Consider the following 19,696-nt stretch of genomic DNA (forward strand, 5'->3'; position numbering starts at 1 on the left):
CCGCTGACGCGCTGACGGACAAGTGCCCGAAGGCCTCGATCGTCGGCTCCGCGACCGCGGAGACGCCGATCCTGGACAAGGCGCTGAAGGGTCCGGTCTACTTCGTCAAGGGCGAGCGCAAGGACCCCAAGACCGGTCGGGTCATCAAGACCCTCCCGACCCTCTACGTCGCGCTGCGCGGCGAGACCGCGATCAACCTGCGCGCGACGACCTCGGTCGTTCGCAACCAGCTGGTCACGACGTTCCCCGCGATCCCCGACCAGCCGATCAGCAAGTTCACGCTGAACATCAACGGCGGCAAGCACGGCATCATCGCCACCACGACCCCGCTCTGCGGGGCCAAGCTGACCGGCAAGGTCACCTTCGCCGGCCAGAACGGCGCGGCGACGAAGGCCAGCAACAAGATCACCACGGCCTGCATCCCGGGCACGAAGGCCAAGAAGACCGCCACCAAGGCGAGCAAGAAGGCCAGCAGCAAGAAGTAGCCGCCCTCCGGATCCCGGGAACGGCCCACGGACTGGGCCGTCCCGGACCGCGCAGGCAGGACCCAGCAGGACCCGCAGGGCCCCGGCAGACGCCGGGGCCCTGTTGGGTTTCGGGGCGGCGTGGTGGAGGGGCGGCCGGAGGCGCGGCCGGGACGTTCTCTTTGAGGTTTGCCCCCGCCACGGGGACAAACCTCAAAGAGAACCGCTGGGGCCGGGCCGCCGCGCCGAGCGCCAGGCCACGACGCCGCGCCGTTCCGGAGCGCAACCCCCGCGGGGCCCGCGCCGCCACGGTCACCGCCTATTCATTGAATTCAGATCGACTATCGAGCTATCGTGCGGGCATGAGCACTACCGACGAGCTCCTCGCCAACGCCCGGGCCTACGAGGTCGCGTTCGACAAGGGCCACCTGCCGCTGCCTCCCGGCCGCAAGATCGCCGTCCTGGCCTGCATGGACGCGCGCCTCAACCCCTACGGTCTGCTCGGGTTGAACGAGGGCGACGCCCACGTGATCCGCAACGCCGGCGGGGTCGTCACCGACGACGAGATCCGCTCGCTGTCGATCTCGCAGCGGCTGCTGGGGACCGAGGAGATCATCCTCATCCACCACACCGACTGCGGGATGCTGACCTTCACCGACGACGCCTTCAAGCAGTCGGTGCTCGACGACACGGGAATCAAGCCCGAGTGGGCGGCCGAGGCCTTCTCCGACCTCGACGTCGACGTTCGCCAGTCGCTGGCCCGGATCCAGGCCAGCCCGTTCATCCCCCGCAAGGACAAGGTCCGCGGCTTCGTCTACGACGTTCACACCGGCGCTCTGCGCGAGGTCGATCCGACCTGAGGCCCCGGCCGCCGTGCGCACTCCCACGCGCGGCGGAGGGTCGGCGCCGTCGCCGGCGGGCGTACGCCGCAGAGGTCGCCCGGCCGATCTGGCCCGGCTACCCCCGCCGATCGGCGGACGCCGTCGATGCCCGGCCCCGGCGGCGGGCACCCGACCACTAGGATCCGCCGCGGTTCGCCACCAACCGGAGACACGTCCGCCCATGACCGATTCGCCGCTCTCCCCACAGATCCCCGACCTCATCCGCCACGCGGACGGGTTCCACGAGAAGTACGCCCCGTACGACACGCCCCGTCCCCGCCGCGGCGTCGCGATCGTCGCCTGCATGGACGCCCGCCTCGACCTCTTCGGGATGTTCGGCCTCGAGACCGGCGACGCCCACCTGATCCGCAACGCCGGTGGGGTCGTCACCGACGACGTGATCCGCTCGCTGGCGATCTCGCAGCGCAAGCTCGGGACCCGCGAGATCCTGCTCGTCCACCACACCGACTGCGGGCAGCTGACCTACACCGACGACGAGATGCGCAACGAGCTGCTCGCCGAGACCGGCTACAAGCCGCAGTGGACCCCGGAGTCGTTCAGCGACCTCGAGGCCGATCTGCGGCAGTCGTTGCGTCGCGTCCTGGCCAGCCCGTTCCTGCCCCACAAGGATCGTGTCCGCGGCTTCGTCTTCGCCGTCGAGACCGGCGTGCTGCGCGAGGTCGCGCTGTAGGGCCGCTTCGGGCGCGAGGAGACCCAGGGCCGCTTCTTCCCCAGGGAATCCACCGCTCGACTTCGCGATGCGTTCTCCACCGTGGAGGTGGACGATCGACCGCGCAGCGCCCGGGCCACACCTCCGCCGGCCACACCTCCGCCGGCCCTTCCGGCGGGGGCGCCGTTTCCCCGAGATGCCTGACTAGACGGCCAGACCGAGCGTGTCCCGCGCTCGGTCGGCGATCGTCGCCGCGATCGCCAGCGAGGAGGTCGCCGCCGGGGACGGGGCGTTGCGCACGTGGAGGCTGCGCTCCTGCTCGTTGAAGACGAAGTCGTCGACCATCGACCCGTCGCGAGCGACCGCCTGGGCGCGGACCCCAGCCCAGCCGGCGGTCACGTCGTCGGCCTCGAGCGCCGGCACGTACTGGGCGCAGGCCCGGATCAGGGCACGCCGGTCGACCGCGTTGAACAGCTCCCCGGCCCCCGTCCGCCAGAAGCGACGGATCAGCCGCCAGGTTCCCGGCCAGCGGACCGTCGACCCGACGTCGCGGCGGCGGACGGTGCGGAGGTCGTAGGCGTCGCGCGCCCCGACCAGCAGCGCCGTCGGCCCGAGCAGCACATCGCCGGACGCGTGGCGGGTCAGGTGGACGCCGAGGAACGGCAGATCGGGGTCCGGGACCGGGTAGATCAGGCCGTTGACGAGGTGCTCGGCGTGCGGCATCAGCCGCAGGTAGGCGCCGCGGAAGGGCACGATCCGCGGGTCGGCCGGCGCCCCGTCGGCGACCGCCAGGCGGTCCGACCAGCCGCCGGCGCAGCCGATCAACCGGCGGGTGACGATCCCCCCGAGCGCATGGTGCAGGACCTGCTCGCCGGCCCGCCGCTCGATCCGGGTGATCTCGCGGCCGAGCGCGATCGTGCCGCCCGCCGCGATCACGTCCTCGGCCAGCGCCTGCGAGACGAGCCCGAAGTCGACGATCCCGGTGTTCGGCGAGTGCAGCCCGGCGATGCCGGCGCAGTGCGGCTCGATCTCGCGGATCTCGCCGGCGGTCAGCCGCCGAACGCCGACGCCGTTCTGCTGCGAGCGGCGCTCGAGCTCGGCGAGCCGACCCAGCTCGGCGTCGTCGATCGCGACCACGAGCTTGCCGACCCGCGGCGCGGGGATCCCCCGCTGCTCGCAGTACTCGTACATCCGGCGGGCACCGTCGACGCACAGCTCGGCCTTCAGCGAGCCGGGCTTGTAGTAGATCCCGGCGTGGATCACGCCGCTGTTGTGGCTGCTCTGGTGGGCCCCGACGCGATCGGCCTTGTCGATGACGATCACGCTCAGGTCCGGATTGCGGGCGAGGATCTCGCGGGCCGTGGCGAGCCCGACGATCCCCGCGCCGACGATCGCCACGTCGTAGGTCATGCCAGGGGCGTCGGGATCTTCGCGGGACACGGCGCCGTGTGACATGTCACTGATGCTAGCGGTGGCCCGTGCTCACCGCGAGGCGGCGAACCGCCCGACCGGAGGGCGGGGCGGGGCGCCGGGCGCGGCCGCGAACGAGGCGCGGCAGGCGGGCCGGGGCCGGGCCGGGCAGCCGGGCACGGCCGCGAACGGGGTGCGGGAGGCGGGCAGGCACAGCCGCCGAACGGGGCGTGGGGGGGCCGGCACGGCGGACGGAACCACCGACGAGGGCCGGACTCGCCCTTCTCCATGAGGTTTGCCACCCCTACGGTGGTCAACCTCAATCAGAACACCGGGCTCGCCTCGGCCGCCCGCGCCGCCCGCGGCACCCGTGGCGCGCCACCCGCGCCACCTTAGGCCACCCGCACCGCCCCGCCACCCGCGGCGTCGCCACCCGCGCCACCCGCCCCACCCACGCCTCGCTAGGCCACCCGCGCCACCCCGCGCCACCCGGCGCCACCCGCGGCGTCGCCACCCGCGCCACCCGGCGCCGCCCTCGGCCCCGCCGGCCACCCCCGCCGGCTACTCCCGCCGGCCACTCCCGCCCACCGACCCCAGAACGCACTGCGCCCCGGACGAAGCCGGGGCGCAGGACGGGTCGCGCCCGAGGGCGCGGAACGCTCAGGCGTTCTCGAAGTACTTGATGTTGATGTCCACGAACGAGGTCCACTCGTCCGGGATCTGATCCTCGGCGAAGATCGCGTCGACCGGGCAGGCCTCAACGCAGGCGTCGCAGTCGATGCACTCTTCAGGATCGATGTAGAGCTGCGTGACCGTGTCGTAGTCCGGCTCGTCCGGCGTCGGATGAATGCAGTCGACCGGACAGACCTCGGTGCACGAGTTGTCCTTCGTGCCGATGCAGGGCTCGGCGATGACGTAGGCCATGGACCTGTCCTTCCAGGGTCGTACGGCGGTGACCGCCGGGGCGAAGGTCCCCGATGATAGCGGGGACAAACGTCGATTCGCCGCCGCCCACATGCCGATCGGGACTCACCAGATGCCCGGCAGGAATGACGGTGGCCCTAATCTTCACGCCGCGTCGTCCGTGCACGACGAGCGGGAGGCGGGGCACGGAACCAGCGTCACGACGCCGACCTCGCCGCGCGTCCCGGGCGCAGCGCATCGCCGGCGAAGACCGCGTTCGGGCCCAGCGCCTGCTCGATCCGCAGCAGCTGGTTGTACTTCGCCAGCCGCTCGGACTGCGTGACCGAGCCGACCTTGATCTGGCCGCCCCGGCTGCCGACGGCGAGATCGGCCAGCGCCGGATCCTCCGTCTCCCCCGACCGCGCCGAGATCACGGTCGCGAACCCGGCCGCCTTCGCCTGCGCGACGACGTCGAGCGTCTCGCTGATCGTGCCGATCTGGTTCATCTTGACCAGCACCGCGTTGGCGGCGCCCCGCTCGATGCCGCGGGCGACCCGCTCGCCGTTGGTGGTGAAGAGGTCGTCGCCGATCACCTGGATCCGGTGCCCGAGGCGCTCGGTCAGGCGGACCCAGCCGTCCCAGTCGTCCTCCGCCAACGGATCCTCGATCGACGCGATCGGATGGTCGTCGACCAGCGCCTCGAGGTACGCGGTCATGCCCTCGGCGTCGAGCCTCTCGCCCTCCGAGCGCAGGTGGTAGTCGCCCCGCTCGGGATCGAAGAAGTGGGTCGCGGCGACGTCGAGCGCGTAGACGACGTCGTCGCCCAGCCGCAGACCCGCCCGCTCGACCGCCTGGTCGAGCAGCTCGAGCGCGGCGCGATGCCCGCTCAGCGGCGGTCCGTACCCGCCCTCGTCGGCCTTCAGCGTGCTCAGGCCCCGCTCGCTCAGCAACGCTCCGGTCGCCTCGTGCAGGGCCACCACCATCTCGAGCGCCCGCGAGTAGCTGTCCGCACCGACCGGCACCGCGAGGAAGTCCTGGAAGTCGAGCTGCCGCCCGGCGTGGAGGCCGCCGCTGATGATGTTGACCATCGGCAGCGGCAGCGTGACGTCGTCGCCGCCGGCGAGCTGGCGCCAGAGCGGCACGCCGTTCGAGGCCGCGACCGCCCGGGCCGTGACCAGCGAGACGGCGAGGGTCGCGTTCGCCCCGAGCCGGGCCTTGTCGGGCGTGCCGTCGAGGGCGAGCAGCGCCTCGTCGATCTCTCGCTGGACCGGCGCTCGTCCGACCAGCGCGGCCGCGATCTCACCCTCGATCGCGGCGACCGCGCCGAGCACGCCGCGACCGCCGTAGCGCGTCGCGTCCCCGTCCCGGCGCTCGACGGCCTCGTGGCGGCCGGTCGACGCGCCGGAAGGCACGCTGGCCCGGCGGCGGGTGCCGTCCGAGAGCAGCATCTCCGCCTCGACCGTCGGGCGCCCCCGGGAATCGAGGATCTGGCGGGCGCCGAGAGCGGCGATCGTCGTGGTCGTCATCGGTGGTCCTTCTGGTGGGAGAGCCGGCGCGCTCGTCCGAGGGCGTCCTCGACGCCCTCGGAGTCGGCGTCCAGCAGGAGCGTGTGGGCCAGGCGGACGAGCGACGTCGTCTGGACCGGATCGGTGAGGTACTCGATCGGCGACTTGCCGTCGACCCGGGCAAGCAGCAGGCAGCCGAGCTCGCTGACCACGTCGCGCTCGTCGACCGCGACGGCCGGGCCGACCGCGTCCCGGTAGACCCGCCAGAAGCGCAGCGCCTCGTTGACGAACCGGTCGGCGGTCCGCTCGTCGCGCCAGGCCTTGAGCACGAGGTGGCTCAGGAGGAACGCGGGATCGAACGCCGGGTCGCCCCAGTGGGCGACCTCGAAGTCGAGCATCAGCATCCGGTCCGGGTACGCGATCAGGTTCTTCGGCGAGAAGTCCCCGTGGACGAGCACCGACCGCGTCCCCAGCGTCCTCCGGACCTCGTCGTCGATCCGCTCGGCGAGGTCGGGGTGCGCCAGCGCCGCGGTCCGGTGGTACGGATCGATCCGCCCCTGGAGCAGCGGCATCTGGTCGTCGAAGCGCTCCGCGATCGCCGCGTCCCCGCAGCTCGTCCGCTGGAGCGCGCCGAGCAGCGCGGCGGCCGCCTCGGTCCGCCCGGCCTGGACGTCGCCGGCCAGCAGGGCGTCCTTCCAGACCACGCCGCCGGACGGCGCGCAGGTCATGCCGAACGCGAACTGCGGATCGTCGGAGAAGACGACGGCCGGCGCGCTGCCCGGAAGGATCGAGGCGAGCGTCTGCATGCAGTCGCGCTCGACGAAGATCCGCCGCCGGTCGAACTCCCAGTCCGCCGCCACCCGCAGCCGCGGCAACGACTGCTTGACGACCACGCACCCGTCCGCCCACCGCGCCCGCAGAACGACGTTCGAGATCCCCCCGGAGAGCGCGTCGACCCGGACCCCGTCCGCGGAGGGCGTCACCCCGTGACGGTGCAGGTACCCGCTCAGGTTCTCGGCGTCCAGCGCGAGCATCGTCGGTGTCCTCTCGGTGCTCATCCGTGGATCACCCAGCCGTCGGCGGCCCGTGCCGCCTCCATCACGCCCTCCGACATCGTCGGGTGGCCGTGGACGATCCGGGCCACGTCCGGGTAGCCGCCCTCGAGCGCTCTCGCGGTCACCAGCTCCTGGATCAGCTCGGTCGCCTTGGCGCCGATCACGTGGCCGCCGAGCAGCTCGCCGTGACGGCGGTCGCCGACGACCTTGATCAGCCCGCCGCGGTCGCCGTGGACGGTCCCGGCACCGACGGCGCCGTACGGCACCTTGCCGACCACGACGTCGTGACCCAGCTCGCGGGCCTGCGGCTCGGTCAGCCCGAACGAGGCGACGTTGGGCGCGCAGAACGTCGCGCGCGGCAGGTCGCGGTGGACGAGCGGATGCGTCTCCCGACCCGTGATCTGCTCGGCGGCGACGATCCCCTCGTCCGACGCCTTGTGGGCCAGGGCGGGACCGGGAACCAGGTCGCCGATCGCCCAGACCCCCGCGACGCTGGTCCGCTGCGCGGGGTCGACCTCGATCAGCCCGGCCGGGGTCAGCGCGACCCCGGCGACGTCGAGGCCGAGGCCCTCCACGTCCGGCCCGCGGCCCGCGGCGATCACGAGCCACTCGGCCGTGCCCTCGCGGTCGCCGTAGGCGAAGCCCACGGCGTCGGGCCCCGACGCGACCTGCGTGACGTGCGTGCCGACGTGGACGTCGATGCCCTGCTTGCGGAAGCCCCGCTCGGCGAGCGCGGAGATGTCGGGGTCCTCGGACGGCAGCACCCGGTCGAGGCCTTCGAAGAGCTGGACCGCGACCCCCAGTCGCGCGTAGGCCGAGGCGATCTCGGCCCCCGAGGCGCCGGCGCCGACGACCGCCAGCGACCGCGGAAGCTCCGGTAGCGCCCACGCCTCCTCGGTCCCGATCACCCGACCGCCGAACGCGGTCCCGGGGATCGCGCGCTTGACCGAGCCGGTCGCGAGCACGATGCCCCTGGCGGCCGTGATCCGCTGCTCGCCGGCCCCGCCGGCGACCACGACCTCGCCCGCTCCGGCGAGCCGTCCGTGGCCCTCGATCAGGGCGATCTCGTGCTTGCGCAGGAGGCCGGAGACGCCCCCCGTCAGGGTGCCGATCACCTGCTGGCGGCGGCGCCCGACCGCGGCGTAGTCGACCGTCGGCTCCCCGACCCCGATCCCGAGCTCGGCGGCACCGCGGATCTCGGAGAGCGCGTCGGCGACGCGCAGCACGGCCTTGGCCGGGATGCACGCGTAGTTGAGGCAGCGTCCACCAACGGCGTCCCGCTCGACCACCGCCGTCCGCAGCCCCAGCTGCGCGGCCCGGATCGCGGTGACGTAGCCGCCGGGGCCCGATCCGAGGACCACGACGTCGTAGGCGCCGCTCATCCGACCCGCCACCCCTCGTCGGTGCCCGGGAACCGGCCGGGCGTGGGCTCACTCGGGCGCCGGGCGAGCAGGAACGTCCGCAGGAACTCGATCACGACCTCGCGTCGCTGGTTGACCCCGCGGGTCCGCATCGAGACGATCCCGGCTTCGGGCCGCGACGAGGAGCCCCGGGTGGAGAGGATCTCGCTCTCCGCCCACAGCGTGTCGCCGACGAAGACCGGGGCCGGCAGGCTGATGTCGGTCCAGGCCAGGTTCGCGATCGCGTTCTCGCTGGTGTCGGGGACGCTCAGCCCGCTGACCAGCGCCACGGTCAGCGTGCTGTTGACCAGCGGCCGCCCGAACTCGGTCTGCTCGGCGAACGCCGCGTTGAAGTGCGTCTGGTTGGTGTTCATCGTCAGGCACGTGAACCAGACGTTGTCGGTCTCGCTGATCGTCCGGCCGAGCCGGCTGGCGTAGACGTCGCCGACGGCGAGGTCCTCGAAGAAGCGGCCGTCCCAGCGCTTGGGCGCGACGGCCGAGGTGGGCGAGGCGGGCGGGGCCTCGTCGTGCGTATCGCTCATGCGCGGGCCAGCTGCTCGTGGACCTGCACGCCGACGTCGCCGAAGGCCCCGTCGTCGGCCAGCGCCGCGATCCGCTCGGCCGAGTAGCCGGCCCCGCGCAGCGTCTCGAGCGTGTGCTCGCCGCGGTACGGCGCCCGGACGGGCTCCATCCGCGGCTCCTGGTCGATCCGCAGCGGCGAGGCGACGTGGCGCACGCGGCCGAAGTCCGGGTGGTCGAGCTCGAGGATCCCGTCGCGGGCCACGACCTGCGGGTCCTCGAGCGCCTCGCCGACGCTGTTGATCGGCGCGCTCGGGACCCCGGCCTCGCGGAGCCGGTCGACCCAGTCGCCGGTCGGGGCGGCCCGGAACGTCTCGCGCAGGATCGTCAGCAGCTCGTCGCGGTGGGCGCTGCGGGCGGCGAAGTCCGCGAACCGCGGGTCGACCGCCAGCTCGGGCCGCTCGATCGCGTCGCACAGCAGGCGCCAGAACTTCTCCTTGGCGCAGGCGACGACGATCCAGCCGTCGGCGGTCGGGAGCGCCTGGAAGGGCACGATCGACGGGTGCGCCGACTCCGGCATCCGCTGGGGCACGTGGCCGGCGGTCGCCGACCAGGTCCCGATGTAGGACAGCAGGCCGAGCGCGGTCTCGAACAGGGAGATGTCGCAGTCGCAGCCGAGCCCGTCGCGGCCGGCGCGGGCGAGCCCGCCGAGCAGCGCGATCGCCGCGACGTAGCCGGCGGAGAGGTCGACCAGCGAGAGGCCGCTCTTGGTCGGCGGACCGTCCGGGTCCCCGGTCAGGCTCATCCACCCGGCGAGCCCCTGCATCATGTAGTCGTATCCGCCCTGGGCCTCGCGCGGGCCCGTCATCCCGAAGCCCGACAGCGAGCAGCAGACGATCCGCGGGTTGATCGCGCCGAGCGCGTCGTAGGTCAGCCCGAGCTTGCGGGGCTGGTCCCCGCGCAGGTTCGAGAAGACGGCGTCGGCACCGGCGACCAGCTGCTCGAAGACCTCACGGCCCGCCGCGGTGCGCAGGTCCAGCGAGACGCTCTTCTTGTTGCGGTTGAGCGACTCGAAGTAGAGCGAGCGCTCCGCCTCCTGGAACGGCGGGACGTAGCGGCCGACGTCACCGCCGACCGACGGGTCCTCGATCTTGATCACCTCGGCGCCGAGGTCCGCGAGCTGGAGCGTCGAGAACGGCCCGGCGCCGAACTGCTCGACGGCGAGCACGCGCACGCCCTGGAGCGGCCGCATGCCTAGCCCGCCCCGGGCAGGCCGGCGGTGCCGGTGCCGGAGATGTCCGGCGCCCCGATCGCGTTGGAGCCGAAGACCTTCGGCTTCTCGCGGCCGACCCGCGTGTAGTACTCCTCGGGCACGGCCGTCGGGTCCTTGAACATCTGGTACTGGCACCAGCGGGCCTTCTCCGGGTGCTCCGGGTCGTAGATCGGCGGATCGACGACCCGCACGGGGTAGCCGAAGCGGTCGATCGGCATCTCCTCCATCAGCACCACGCAGTGGGCGCAGTAGTGGCAGACACCCTTCTGGAAGTGGTTCCAGGAGTGCTCCTCCTGGCTGACCGACCAGTTGTAGGGCTCCTCCATCCGCGGCGGCGTGCCCTCGATCGCGTCGCCGATGACGGTGCGCCCGCCCGATCCGCAGGGGTCGAAGCGCAGGATGTAGCGGTCGTCGGTCTCCTCGAACTCGATGTCGCCCATCCGGCCCGGGCCGAAGAGGTGCCCGCGGGCGGCCTCGAGCGCGACCAGCACCAGCACCTGGAGCGCTTCGTCCCACTGGTGCTTGTCGATGTCGAACTTCTCGTAGCGCCAGACGAACAGCGGCATCAGGACCCGCTCGTACATGTCGCCGATCGAGCGCTCGCCGAGCCGCGCCACGATCTCGGACATCAGGCCGTAGCAGTGGTCGACGTCGCGGTCGTGGATCCGGCGCCAGGTCTCGCGGGCCTCGGCCAGCTTCTCCTTGGCCTCGGCGAGCTGCTCGCGGTGGGCGAGCCCGGCGAACTCCTCGATCCGGGTCAGGTACTCGTCCCACTGGCGGCGCGCGTGCCACGGCGTCCCGTCGGGGAGCGCGATCAGGGCGATGATCCCCTCCTCGGCCAGCTCGACCTCGACCGCGGGAACCCCGTTGTCGACGAGGAAGCCCTTGAGATCGGTGATCCACTGCCGGTAGAGGGTGAAGCAGACCGTCGCCTCGTCGATCAGGAAGTTGCCGAGCCGGGCGGCGTCGGCCCAGCGCCCGTCGTCGAGCGCCTCCTCGATCTTGCGGTGCGTCGCGATCGACTGATCCGCGAGGTCTCCCGTACGCGTGCGTCGCCCCAGCATGTCCGAGAACGCGACCTTGGTGTGATTCATGAGACCAGCCTTTTCGCCAGTGGGTACCGGTTGACATACGATTCCGGTATCGTTTCCGGCGTGAACATACCAGGCACTCGTTCTCGGATGCAAGCGTTGCCGCGGCGCGGGCGAGTCGGCCTCGTCGTGCCGTACACCGACCTCTGGGAGAACGCCGTGCCGTTCAGCGCCCGGCAGGCGCTGGAGGAGATCGCGGGCCGCGCTGCCGCCGCCCTCTCCGCGCTCGCGGAGGTCGGCCCCTGCCTCGTCGTCGGCTCGCGCGAGGACGGCGCGGCCGCCGGGCGGCAGCTCGCCGAGGCCGGCGTCGACGCGGTGATCGTCCTCCAGGCGATGGCGGTCATGCCCGCCTACACGCTGGCCGCGCTCGCCCCGGTCGCGGACCGGCCCCTGATCGTCTGGGCGGTCCACGACGGCGCCCCGGTCCCCGCCGACTTCGACCACGCCGGGATCACCACCCAGGGCGGCACCGTCGGCGTGCCGATGCTGACCAGCGTGCTGGTGCGCGGCGACCGCCCGTTCGACCTGGTCGTCGCCCCGGCCGACGGCCCCGAAGCCAGCCGACGGCTGGAGCCGGCCGTCCGCGCCGCGGTCGCGGCGCACCGCCTGCGGACCGCCCGGATCGGCCTCGTCGGCCCCCCGATCGACGGCTACGACTGCGTGACGGCCGACGCCGCGGCCCTCCGCGAGCAGGTCGGCCCGGAGCTCGTCGAGCTCGAGCCGGCCGAGCTGCTCGAGCTCTACCGCGCGCTGCCCGCCGACCGGGTCGAGGCCCTGCGCGCCGAGCTCGCGGCCGACTTCGTCCTCGATCCCGACATCGACCCCGACGGGCACGAGCGCTCGCTGCGCGCGGCCTGCGCGCTCGAGGACCTCGTACGGCGGCACCGGCTCGACGCCGGCGCGCTCAACTGCCACGTGCCCGAGATCCGCTTCGACGGGATCGGGATCGCCCCCTGCCTCGGGCTCGGCCGCCTGACCTCGCTGGGGATCCCGTGGAGCTGCGCGGGCGACCGCGTCACGCCGGTCGCGATGCTCGCGCTCAAGCTGCTGGGCGGGGCGGCCGTCTACCACGAGCTGGAGACCTTCGACCCCGCGACCGGCGAGTTCGTGGTCGCCAACACCGGCGAGCACGACCTCGCCTTCGCCGGCCCGGGCACGCCCCGCCTGCAGCGCAACCAGTGGTTCACGGGCGACGCGGTCTGCGGGACCTGCGCCTGCTTCGGCCCGCCCGCCGGGCCCGCGACGTTGCTCGGGTTCACCCAGCTCGACGTCCCCGACCGTCGCTTCCGGTTCGTCGTCGGCGAGGGCAGCTTCAGCGAACGCCAGTTTCCGGGCGTCGGCACCCCCAACGCCGCGTTCCGCTTCGACCGCAGCCCGGCGATCGACGCCTGGACCGCCTGGTGCCGGACCGGCGTCAGTCACCACTCGGCGGCGACCCCCGGGGCCTACGGCGACGCGCTGGAGCGGGTCGGGCGGCATCTCGGCGTCGAGGTCCAGCGGGTCTGAGCGGTCGGTTCGCGTGCCCCGGGAGGGGACCGGGGCACGCGAACCCGCGGCTCAGGGGATCAGCACGCTCCGGAGCACGGCCCCGGTCCGCAGGTCCTCGAGCGCCTCGTTGGCCTCCTCGAGCGGGCGCCGACCGTGCAGCAGGTGGTCGACGACGATCTCGCCGGCCAGGTACAGGTCGATCACGTCGCGGATGTCCTGGCGGGTGAAGCGGCACGAGCCCAGCAACGAGATCTCGCGCCAGATCAGATCGGCGGCAAGCACCTCGAACGGCCGCTTGGAGACGCCGACGTAGACCACGCGACCCCCCGCCCGCACCATCTCGACCGCCTGGGCGTCGAGCTGCGGGGCGCTCGCGCACTGGAGGACCACGTCCGCGCCACCGCCGGTCGCCGCCCGGACCCGGTCCACGACGTCGTCCTCGCTGCGGACCACCACGTCGGCCCCGAGCCGAGTCGCCAGCTCCAGCCGCGACGGCTGCCGCGAGACCGCGACGACCCGCCCGCCCAGCGAGCGAGCGATCTGGACGGCGTTCGAGCCGAGCCCGCCGATCCCGAGCACGACCACGGTCTCGCCCGGTTGCAGGCGGGCCCGGCGGACGAGCGCGTGGTAGGGCGTGGCGACCGCGTCGGTGAGGACCGCGAGCGCCGCCGGATCGATCCGCTGCGGCGGCACGATCAGCGTGTGCGCCGGTCGCACCACGTACTCGGCGAACGCTCCGTCGATCTCGACCCCCATCCGGGTGACAGCGGGATCGACGTTCTCCCGGCCCTGGGCGGCGTAGGCCCCTTCGGGGTCGGGATCGACGTAGTAGACCGCCACCTGCTGCCCGAGCTCGAGCCCGCTGACGCCCGGCCCGAGCGCGTCGACCGTCCCCGCCGCCTCGTGCCCGGGCACCACCGGGAAGCCCGAGCCGTGGTCACCGTCGCGACACTGGAGCGCGAAGCCGCCGTCCTGGAGGAATACGTCCGATCCGCAGACGCCACAGGCGTCGACCCGGACCCGGACCTCGCCCGGCCCGGGCTCCGGGACCGGGCGCTCGACGACGCGCAGCCGCTTCCCGACCCCGGGAAGCTCGACCGCGCGCATCGTGGTCGCGGCCACCCTCAGGCCCCCGCGAAGACGTGCTCGTGGACCGACTCCGCGCTCGGGAACGGCCCCTGCTCCGCCTCGGCGCGGGCGGCCGCGGCCTCGCTCTCGGCCTCCGTCACGATCGCGTCGAGCGTGGCGTCGTCGGCCACGCCCCACTCGGTCAGGGCGTTGCGGAACCGCGGGATCGGGTCGACGCGCTGCCAGGCCACCCGCTGCGCCTCGGGGTCGCTGCCGCCGGCCGAGAAGGCCGAGTGGCGCTCCCAGCGGACGGTCTTGGCCTCGATGAACGTCGGGCCGTCTCCCGCCCGCGCCCGCACGGCGGCGTCCTGGACCGCGGCCCGCATCGCCAGCGGGTCGTTGCCGTCGATGATGTGGGTCGGCATGCCGAACCCGGCCGCGCGGTCGGCGATGTCGGGGGTCGCCTGGCTGAGGCTGGTCGGCACGCTGATCGCCCAGCCGTTGTTCTCGCAGATGAAGACCAGCGGCAGCTTCCAGATCATCGCCATGTTCAGCGTCTCGAACATCTCGCCCTCGCACGACGCGCCGTCGCCGAAGTAGCAGAGGACGATCGCGTTGCCCGGCTTGAACCGCTGGGCCAGGGCGACCCCACCCGCCATCGGGATGTGGCCGCCGACGATGCCGTTGGTCGCGACCAGCCCGAGCTCTGGGGCCGACAGGTGCAGGGTTCCGCCCTTGCCGCCGCAGAGGCCAGTGGTGCGGGTCATCAGCTCGGCCATGATCGACGTCGCGTCGACCCCCTTGGCGAGGGCCTCGCCGTGGCCGCGGTAGGTGGCGAGGACCTGGTCGCCGGGCTCGATCGCCCCGATCGAGCCGGCCTTCGCGGCCTCCTGGCCGATGCACGGGTGGGTCGAGCCGGGGATCAGGCCGGCGGCGAACGCGCGCACCACCTCCTCCTCGAGCGCACGGATCCGGACCATCATCCGGTAGGTGCCGAGCAGCGTGGCGTCGTCGATCTCGGGGCGGGGACCGGCGACGGCTTCGTCGACGGGAACGGGCAGAGTGGTCATGGCTTCCTTAGACATGGGTGGGCAGCTCGGCGAGTCGCTCCTGGAGGGCCGCGAGGAACCGTCCTCCGGCCTCGCCGTCGGCACCGCGGTGGTCGATCGCGACGTTGACGGTCATCCGCTGGCCGATGCCGATCAGGCCGCCGACGGCGACCGGCTTGGCGGCGACCCGGCCGACCGCGACCATCGCGATCTGGGGACCGGAGACGACCGGAGCGAAGTGGTCGACGGGGTAGAGGCCGAGGTTCGAGAGGGTGCAGGTCCCGCCGCCGAGATCGCGGGGCGCCAGCGCCCCGGACCGGGCGGCGGAGACCAGCTCGGCGCGGCGCTTCGAGATCCCCGTCAGCGAGAGGTCGGAGCAGCCCGCGAGGACCGGGGCGACGACGCCCTGGTCGGTGGCCACGGCGATGCTCAGGTTGGTCGCCGCCGCGCGCCGGGGCTCCCCGCCCTCGACGGTCCCGTTGAGCGCGGGCACGTCGACCAGCGCGCGGGAGATCGCCAGCAGCAGCAGGTCGGTGACCGTGGCCCGGGCCGCGCGGCCCGCCTGCCGTCGCCGGGCCTCGACCAGCCCTTCGACGTCGAGCTCGCCGCTGATGTGGATGTGGGGGATCGCCTGCCAGCTGGCGACGATGTTGGAGACGACGGCGCGACGGAGGTCGACCGGCGCGGGCCGGGGGGCCGCCGGCGCAGGGGCGGCGGGCGCAGCCGTCGGCGCGGCCACGGCCGGGGCGGGGATGGCCGCCGCGGCCTCGACGTCGGCGATCGTGATCCGCCCGCGGGGGCCGCTGCCGGTCACGCTGGCGAGGTCGACCCCGAGCCGGCGCGCCGCCTGCTTGGCGGCGGGGGAGGCGACGCCGGCCCGGACGGCGGGGGCCCCGTTCGCGGCCCCGGGGGCGGCTGCGGGGACAGCCGCGGGGGCCGCGGCGGGCACCTCAGGAGCGGGGCTCCCGGCCCCGGCGGGAGCGTCGTCCGCGAGCTCCTCGCCCGGGGCGAGGATCCGGCCCAGCAGGCCGTCGACGAGCACCTGGGTGCCCTCGGCGGCCGCGATCCGGAGGATGCCGGCGGCCGGTGCCGGCAGCTCGGACTGGGCCTTGTCGGTCTCGACCTCGACGACGACCTGGCCCTCCTCGACCGTGGCACCGTCGGCCACCAGCCACGAGCTGACGGTGGCCTCCTCCATCGTCATCGACAGCCGGGCGAGCGTCAGCGGGATCATGCCGGGCCCTCCCCGCACATCCGGCGAACGGCGGCGGCGATCGAGTCCGCGTTCGGGTAGACCGCCGACCACTCGGGCCCGCACGGGATCGGCACGTCGAGCGCGGCGACGCGCTCGATCGGCGCGTCGAGGTACTCGAAGCCGTGCTCGACGCAGAGCGCCGCGACCTCGGCCCCGAAGCCCGCCGTCTTGTGTGCCTCGTGGGTCACCGCCAGCCGCATCGTCTTGGCGAGCGAGGCGATGATCCCGTCGACGTCGAGCGGGCTGATCGTGCGCGGGTCGATGACCTCGACCGAGATCCCCTCGGCCTGCAGCGTCTCCGCCGCGGCGAGTGCGTCGTCGACCATCCCGCCGAGCGCCACCACGGTCGCGTCGGTCCCCTCGCGGGCGACCCGGACCTTGCCGAACGGGATCGGATCGGCGGCGAGGTCGACCTCGCCGCGGCGACCGTAGAGCCGCCCGTTCTCGATGAACAGGACGGGGTTCTGGTCGGCGAGCGCGGTCCGCATCAGCCCGTAGGCGTCGTCGGCGTTGGACGGCATCACGACCTTGAGGCCCGGCACGTGCATGAACCACGACTCGAGGCTCTGCGAGTGCTGCGAGCCCATCCCCATCCGCGACACGACGGGCGCGCGGATCACCAGCGGGACGTTCAGCTTGCCGTTGGTCGTCGAGTGCATCTTCGCCGCCTGGTTGACGATCTGGTCCATCGCCACCCCCAGGAAGTCCATGAACTCGACCTCGACGATCGTGCGCACCCCGGCGACGGCCAGCCCGACGCCGACGCCGACGGTCGCGGACTCGCACAGCGGCCCGTCGCGCACCACCTCCGGTCCGAAGCGCTCGTAGAGCCCTCGGTAGACGCCGAAGGTGCCGCCGTAGGCCCCGATGTCCTGGCCCAGCAGGACCATCGCCTCCTCGGACTCGAGGGCGTCGGTGATCGCCCGGTTGATCGCTTGGCTCATCGTGAGCGTCGCGGTTTTCTGCTGTTCGGTGACGGCCATGGAGTCCTCTGGGGTCAGTCGATGAGGAAGCCGCCGTTGATGTCGACGACCTCCCCGGTGATGAAGGCGGCGTGGGAAGAGGCCAGGAAGGCGACGAGGTCGGCGACCTCCTGCGGGGCGCCGAGGCGCCCGATCGGCACCTTGTCGTGCATGTCGGGCATCGCCCCGAGCATCTCGGTGTCGATCAGCGCCGGAGCGAGCGCGTTGGCGGTGACGCCGTGTCGCGCGTACTCGCCCGCGATCGACTTCGCGAGCGTCATGACGCCCGCCTTCGAGGCCGCGTAGGCAGCGGCGTTGCTCGAGCCGCCGGTCGTGCCCGCGCTCGAGCCGATCGCGACGACCCGGCCGTAGCCGGCCTCCCGCATCTGCGGCAGGACCCGCCGGGCGCACAGGAACGCACCCGTCAGGTTGACGTCGATCGTCCGCTGCCACGAGGCCAGCGTCGTGGTCTCGAACGGCTCGATCACGAGGATCCCGGCGTTCAGGACCAGGACCTCCGCCGGGCCGAGCCGGGCCTCGATCTCGGCGAAGGCGGCGTCGACCTGGTCCTCCGAGCGGACGTCGGCGGCGACGCCGAGGATGCCGGGGTGCTCCGGGGCCTGGAGGTCGATCGCGGCCACGCGGGCGCCCTGCTCCTGGAGCGTCTGGGCGATCCGCTGGCCGATGCCCTGGCGGGCCCCGGTGACGACCGCGACGCGGCCTTCGAGGCCGCCGAGGCGGAGGGCGGATGCGGGGGGAGTTGCGTCGTTCACGTCATCTTCCGATCAGTACATGAGGAAGCCGCCGCTGACGTTCAGCGTGGCTCCGGAGACGTAGGAGGCGTGCTGCGAGGCGAGGAAGACGGCCGCGCCGGCCATCTCCTCGGTGTCGGCCACGCGGCCGAGCGGGGTCGCGGCGAGCAGGCCCTCGAGCACCTCGGGCTCGAGGTCGTCCATCAGCATCGGCGTGTCGACCAGGCCCGGGGAGATCGCATTGACCGTGATCCCGAGCGGCCCGTAGGTCCGCGCCAGGCCGCGGGTCAGCGAGACGACCCCGCCCTTGCTCGCGGCGTAGACGACCGAGCCGCCGTAGCCGCCCGTCCAGAACGCCTGCGAGGCGAAGGTCACGATCCGCCCGCCGAGCCCGCGCTCGCGCATCCGGTCGGCGGCGGCGCGGCAGAGGAAGAACGTCGCCTTGAGGTTGACGTCGTGCTGGCGGTCCCAGTCGGCCTCGGTCACGTCGGCGATGTCCGCGCGACGGACGGCGAGCGCCGCCACGTGCACCAGCGCGTAGAGCTCGGGAGCCGCGTCGAGCAGCGCAGCGTGCCCGCCGAGGTCGGCCAGATCCGCGGTCACGGCACGGTGGTGGTCGGGCTCGGGCAGCCCGGCCGTCAGCTCCCGCAGCCGCTGCTCGTTGGTGTCGACGGCGATCACGTGCGCCCCCGCGGAGGCGAACGCGGCGCAGATCTCACGACCGATGCCCCCGGCCGCGCCCGTGATCAGGACCTGCTTGCCGTCGAGCCCGGCTCCGAGGTCCCAGCTCATGCCGGGACCGCCGACGGGATCCGGTGGCGGGCGATGAACTCCTCGTCGAGCTCCCAGCCGAGGCCGGGACGATCGCTCAGCTCGATGTGGCCGTCGCGGATCTCCGGGCGGTTGACGACCAGGTTCCACCAGATCGGATCGCGATCGGGCTGGAAGCACTCGACGAACGCGCCGTGGGGGATCGAGCAGAGCAGGTGCGACGCGACCTGCGGCTCCTCGTGGTGGCCCATCCGGACGTCGAACGAGAGCGCCATCCCGGCGACCCGTCGCCACTCCGTCGGCCCGCCGGACCACGAGGCGTCGAAGTTGCAGACGTCGATCGCGCCCTCGACCATCAGGTCGCGGCAGCCTCCGGCGGTGAACTCGCTCTGGCCCGCGCAGACGCTGACGCCGCCGCCGAGCCGCACGTCGCGCATCGCGCGGCGGTCGTTGTGCCAGGCGCACGGCTCCTCGAACCAGTGCAGGTCCTCGTCGGCGACCAGCCGCACGAACTCGAGGGCCTCGCGCGGGGTCCACGCCTGGTTCGCGTCGGCGAGCAGCACGAACTCGGGGCCGACCGCCTCGCGGACGCGCCGGAACCGCTCGGCGTCCGCCTCGGGCGTCAGCCCGCCGACCTTGAACTTCATCCCCGCGTAGCCCTGCGCGCGGACCGCAGCCGCCTCCGCACCGACGTCCGCGTCGCTGCTGTAGTAGCCGCCGACGGTGATGATCGGCACCCGCCGGCGGTAGCCGCCCCAGAGCCGCCAGAGCGGCTGGCCGACCGCGCGGCCGATCGCGTCCCAGATCGCCAGGTCGACCGACGCGCAGGCGACGAGCCCGATCCGGCGGTCGCGGAGGATGTCGAAGGTCGCGGGTCGGGCCAGCTCCCAGCAGCGCTCGACGGCGAACGCGTCCTGGCCGATCAGGGCCGGGGCGATCTCACCCTGGATCACGGCCTCGATGTCGAGCAGCTCGGCGTCTTCGTCGCCGGCGTAGGCCTCGCCGATCACGCCCTCGGCCGTGTGGATCCTCGTGACGATCGTGGACCGGTGGGTCATCTTGTACTTGCTGCCACGGAAGACCGTGGGCAACGGGACCCGGATCGGGATCGTCTCGATCCGTTCGATGGTCAGGGAGGTGGGGACGGACGGGGCGGCGCTCATGGGCTCAGATCGTTTCG

Annotated in this window: 18 protein-coding genes and 1 pseudogene; 4 read left to right on the plus strand and 15 right to left on the minus strand. The window is 73.2% G+C overall.

The annotated features are described in order from the left end of the window. The 3 genes and pseudogenes from ACVUH9_RS19025 to ACVUH9_RS19035 form a co-directional block, all read left to right on the plus strand. Window positions 1–485 (plus strand): annotated as a pseudogene (locus tag ACVUH9_RS19025) (hypothetical protein); the annotation flags it as partial. Between the two features lie 341 nt (window positions 486–826). Then, a complete protein-coding gene (locus tag ACVUH9_RS19030) occupies window positions 827–1,324 on the plus strand; it encodes a beta-class carbonic anhydrase (RefSeq protein WP_475759792.1) in 498 nt (165 codons plus the stop codon). A gap of 202 nt (window positions 1,325–1,526) precedes the next feature. Further along, on the plus strand, window positions 1,527–2,036 hold the full coding sequence (locus ACVUH9_RS19035) for a beta-class carbonic anhydrase (protein ID WP_475759794.1): 510 nt from the start codon (window positions 1,527–1,529) through the stop codon (window positions 2,034–2,036). Between the two features lie 183 nt (window positions 2,037–2,219). Here ACVUH9_RS19035 and lhgO read toward each other — a convergent pair whose 3' ends face one another. From lhgO to ACVUH9_RS19075, 8 genes are all read right to left on the minus strand, one after another. After that, window positions 2,220–3,470, minus strand: a complete 1,251-nt coding sequence (gene lhgO, locus ACVUH9_RS19040) for an L-2-hydroxyglutarate oxidase (RefSeq protein ID WP_475759796.1) — start codon at window positions 3,468–3,470, stop codon at window positions 2,220–2,222. Window positions 3,471–4,085: 615 nt separating this feature from the next. After that, window positions 4,086–4,349: a 4Fe-4S dicluster domain-containing protein gene (locus ACVUH9_RS19045; protein ID WP_475759798.1), complete on the minus strand. Its 264-nt coding sequence runs from the start codon at window positions 4,347–4,349 to the stop codon at window positions 4,086–4,088. 197 nt (window positions 4,350–4,546) lie between these two features. Continuing rightward, entirely contained in the window at window positions 4,547–5,854 is a 1,308-nt protein-coding gene (eno, locus tag ACVUH9_RS19050) for a phosphopyruvate hydratase (RefSeq protein ID WP_475759800.1), read from the minus strand. Then, window positions 5,851–6,891 carry a phosphotransferase family protein gene (locus ACVUH9_RS19055; RefSeq protein ID WP_475759802.1) on the minus strand — a complete coding sequence of 347 codons (1,041 nt, stop codon included), beginning with the start codon at window positions 6,889–6,891 and terminating at the stop codon, window positions 5,851–5,853. Before ACVUH9_RS19055 ends, eno begins: the two co-directional genes overlap by 4 nt. Further along, complete coding sequence (gene lpdA, locus ACVUH9_RS19060; protein ID WP_475759804.1) at window positions 6,888–8,270, minus strand: dihydrolipoyl dehydrogenase; 1,383 nt, start codon at window positions 8,268–8,270, stop codon at window positions 6,888–6,890. Before lpdA ends, ACVUH9_RS19055 begins: the two co-directional genes overlap by 4 nt. Continuing rightward, the gene (locus ACVUH9_RS19065; protein ID WP_475759806.1) at window positions 8,267–8,830 is read right to left on the minus strand and encodes a MaoC family dehydratase; all 564 of its coding nucleotides are present in this window, start codon (window positions 8,828–8,830) and stop codon (window positions 8,267–8,269) included. Before ACVUH9_RS19065 ends, lpdA begins: the two co-directional genes overlap by 4 nt. After that, window positions 8,827–10,059: a CaiB/BaiF CoA transferase family protein gene (locus ACVUH9_RS19070; RefSeq protein WP_475759808.1), complete on the minus strand. Its 1,233-nt coding sequence runs from the start codon at window positions 10,057–10,059 to the stop codon at window positions 8,827–8,829. Before ACVUH9_RS19070 ends, ACVUH9_RS19065 begins: the two co-directional genes overlap by 4 nt. A 2-nt stretch (window positions 10,060–10,061) precedes the next feature. Next, window positions 10,062–11,174, minus strand: coding sequence for a hypothetical protein (locus ACVUH9_RS19075; protein ID WP_475759810.1), 1,113 nt, complete (start codon window positions 11,172–11,174; stop codon window positions 10,062–10,064). Window positions 11,175–11,261: 87 nt separating this feature from the next. Between ACVUH9_RS19075 and ACVUH9_RS19080 the strand changes: the two genes are divergently transcribed. Continuing rightward, on the plus strand, window positions 11,262–12,677 hold the full coding sequence (locus ACVUH9_RS19080; protein WP_475759812.1) for a hypothetical protein: 1,416 nt from the start codon (window positions 11,262–11,264) through the stop codon (window positions 12,675–12,677). 51 nt (window positions 12,678–12,728) lie between these two features. Here the strand turns inward: ACVUH9_RS19080 and ACVUH9_RS19085 are convergent, their stop codons facing one another. Genes ACVUH9_RS19085 through ACVUH9_RS19115 form a run of 7 tightly spaced genes read right to left on the minus strand, consistent with a single transcriptional unit; the run spans window position 12,729 to window position 19,679 of the window. Next, on the minus strand, window positions 12,729–13,781 hold the full coding sequence (locus tag ACVUH9_RS19085; protein ID WP_475759814.1) for an alcohol dehydrogenase catalytic domain-containing protein: 1,053 nt from the start codon (window positions 13,779–13,781) through the stop codon (window positions 12,729–12,731). A 2-nt stretch (window positions 13,782–13,783) separates the two neighbouring features. After that, window positions 13,784–14,797, minus strand: a complete 1,014-nt coding sequence (locus ACVUH9_RS19090) for a thiamine pyrophosphate-dependent dehydrogenase E1 component subunit alpha (protein ID WP_475759816.1) — start codon at window positions 14,795–14,797, stop codon at window positions 13,784–13,786. 7 nt (window positions 14,798–14,804) lie between these two features. After that, a complete protein-coding gene (locus tag ACVUH9_RS19095) occupies window positions 14,805–16,010 on the minus strand; it encodes a dihydrolipoamide acetyltransferase family protein (protein ID WP_475759818.1) in 1,206 nt (401 codons plus the stop codon). Continuing rightward, on the minus strand, window positions 16,007–16,975 hold the full coding sequence (locus ACVUH9_RS19100) for an alpha-ketoacid dehydrogenase subunit beta (RefSeq protein ID WP_475759820.1): 969 nt from the start codon (window positions 16,973–16,975) through the stop codon (window positions 16,007–16,009). Before ACVUH9_RS19100 ends, ACVUH9_RS19095 begins: the two co-directional genes overlap by 4 nt. A 53-nt stretch (window positions 16,976–17,028) precedes the next feature. Next, window positions 17,029–17,766: an SDR family NAD(P)-dependent oxidoreductase gene (locus tag ACVUH9_RS19105; RefSeq protein ID WP_475759822.1), complete on the minus strand. Its 738-nt coding sequence runs from the start codon at window positions 17,764–17,766 to the stop codon at window positions 17,029–17,031. Between the two features lie 12 nt (window positions 17,767–17,778). Next, the gene (locus ACVUH9_RS19110) at window positions 17,779–18,537 is read right to left on the minus strand and encodes an SDR family NAD(P)-dependent oxidoreductase (protein WP_475759824.1); all 759 of its coding nucleotides are present in this window, start codon (window positions 18,535–18,537) and stop codon (window positions 17,779–17,781) included. Next, on the minus strand, window positions 18,534–19,679 hold the full coding sequence (locus ACVUH9_RS19115) for a mandelate racemase/muconate lactonizing enzyme family protein (protein WP_475759826.1): 1,146 nt from the start codon (window positions 19,677–19,679) through the stop codon (window positions 18,534–18,536). Before ACVUH9_RS19115 ends, ACVUH9_RS19110 begins: the two co-directional genes overlap by 4 nt. Between the last annotated feature and the right edge of the window lie 17 nt (window positions 19,680–19,696).

This window comes from Patulibacter ginsengiterrae, assembly GCF_056269115.1.

Bases quoted from the DNA above. Each gene is read 5' to 3' on its own strand.
- ACVUH9_RS19030 (WP_475759792.1), top strand. From the start codon at position 827: ATGAGCACTACCGACGAGCTCCTCGCCAACGCCCGGGCCTACGAGGTC.
- ACVUH9_RS19035 (WP_475759794.1), top strand. From the start codon at position 1,527: ATGACCGATTCGCCGCTCTCCCCACAGATCCCCGACCTCATCCGCCAC.
- lhgO (WP_475759796.1), bottom strand. From the start codon at position 3,470: ATGTCACACGGCGCCGTGTCCCGCGAAGATCCCGACGCCCCTGGCATG.
- ACVUH9_RS19045 (WP_475759798.1), bottom strand. From the start codon at position 4,349: ATGGCCTACGTCATCGCCGAGCCCTGCATCGGCACGAAGGACAACTCG.
- eno (WP_475759800.1), bottom strand. From the start codon at position 5,854: ATGACGACCACGACGATCGCCGCTCTCGGCGCCCGCCAGATCCTCGAT.
- ACVUH9_RS19055 (WP_475759802.1), bottom strand. From the start codon at position 6,891: ATGAGCACCGAGAGGACACCGACGATGCTCGCGCTGGACGCCGAGAAC.
- lpdA (WP_475759804.1), bottom strand. From the start codon at position 8,270: ATGAGCGGCGCCTACGACGTCGTGGTCCTCGGATCGGGCCCCGGCGGC.
- ACVUH9_RS19065 (WP_475759806.1), bottom strand. From the start codon at position 8,830: ATGAGCGATACGCACGACGAGGCCCCGCCCGCCTCGCCCACCTCGGCC.
- ACVUH9_RS19070 (WP_475759808.1), bottom strand. From the start codon at position 10,059: ATGCGGCCGCTCCAGGGCGTGCGCGTGCTCGCCGTCGAGCAGTTCGGC.
- ACVUH9_RS19075 (WP_475759810.1), bottom strand. From the start codon at position 11,174: ATGAATCACACCAAGGTCGCGTTCTCGGACATGCTGGGGCGACGCACG.
- ACVUH9_RS19080 (WP_475759812.1), top strand. From the start codon at position 11,262: ATGCAAGCGTTGCCGCGGCGCGGGCGAGTCGGCCTCGTCGTGCCGTAC.
- ACVUH9_RS19090 (WP_475759816.1), bottom strand. From the start codon at position 14,797: ATGACCACTCTGCCCGTTCCCGTCGACGAAGCCGTCGCCGGTCCCCGC.
- ACVUH9_RS19095 (WP_475759818.1), bottom strand. From the start codon at position 16,010: ATGATCCCGCTGACGCTCGCCCGGCTGTCGATGACGATGGAGGAGGCC.
- ACVUH9_RS19100 (WP_475759820.1), bottom strand. From the start codon at position 16,975: ATGAGCCAAGCGATCAACCGGGCGATCACCGACGCCCTCGAGTCCGAG.
- ACVUH9_RS19110 (WP_475759824.1), bottom strand. From the start codon at position 18,537: ATGAGCTGGGACCTCGGAGCCGGGCTCGACGGCAAGCAGGTCCTGATC.
- ACVUH9_RS19115 (WP_475759826.1), bottom strand. From the start codon at position 19,679: ATGAGCGCCGCCCCGTCCGTCCCCACCTCCCTGACCATCGAACGGATC.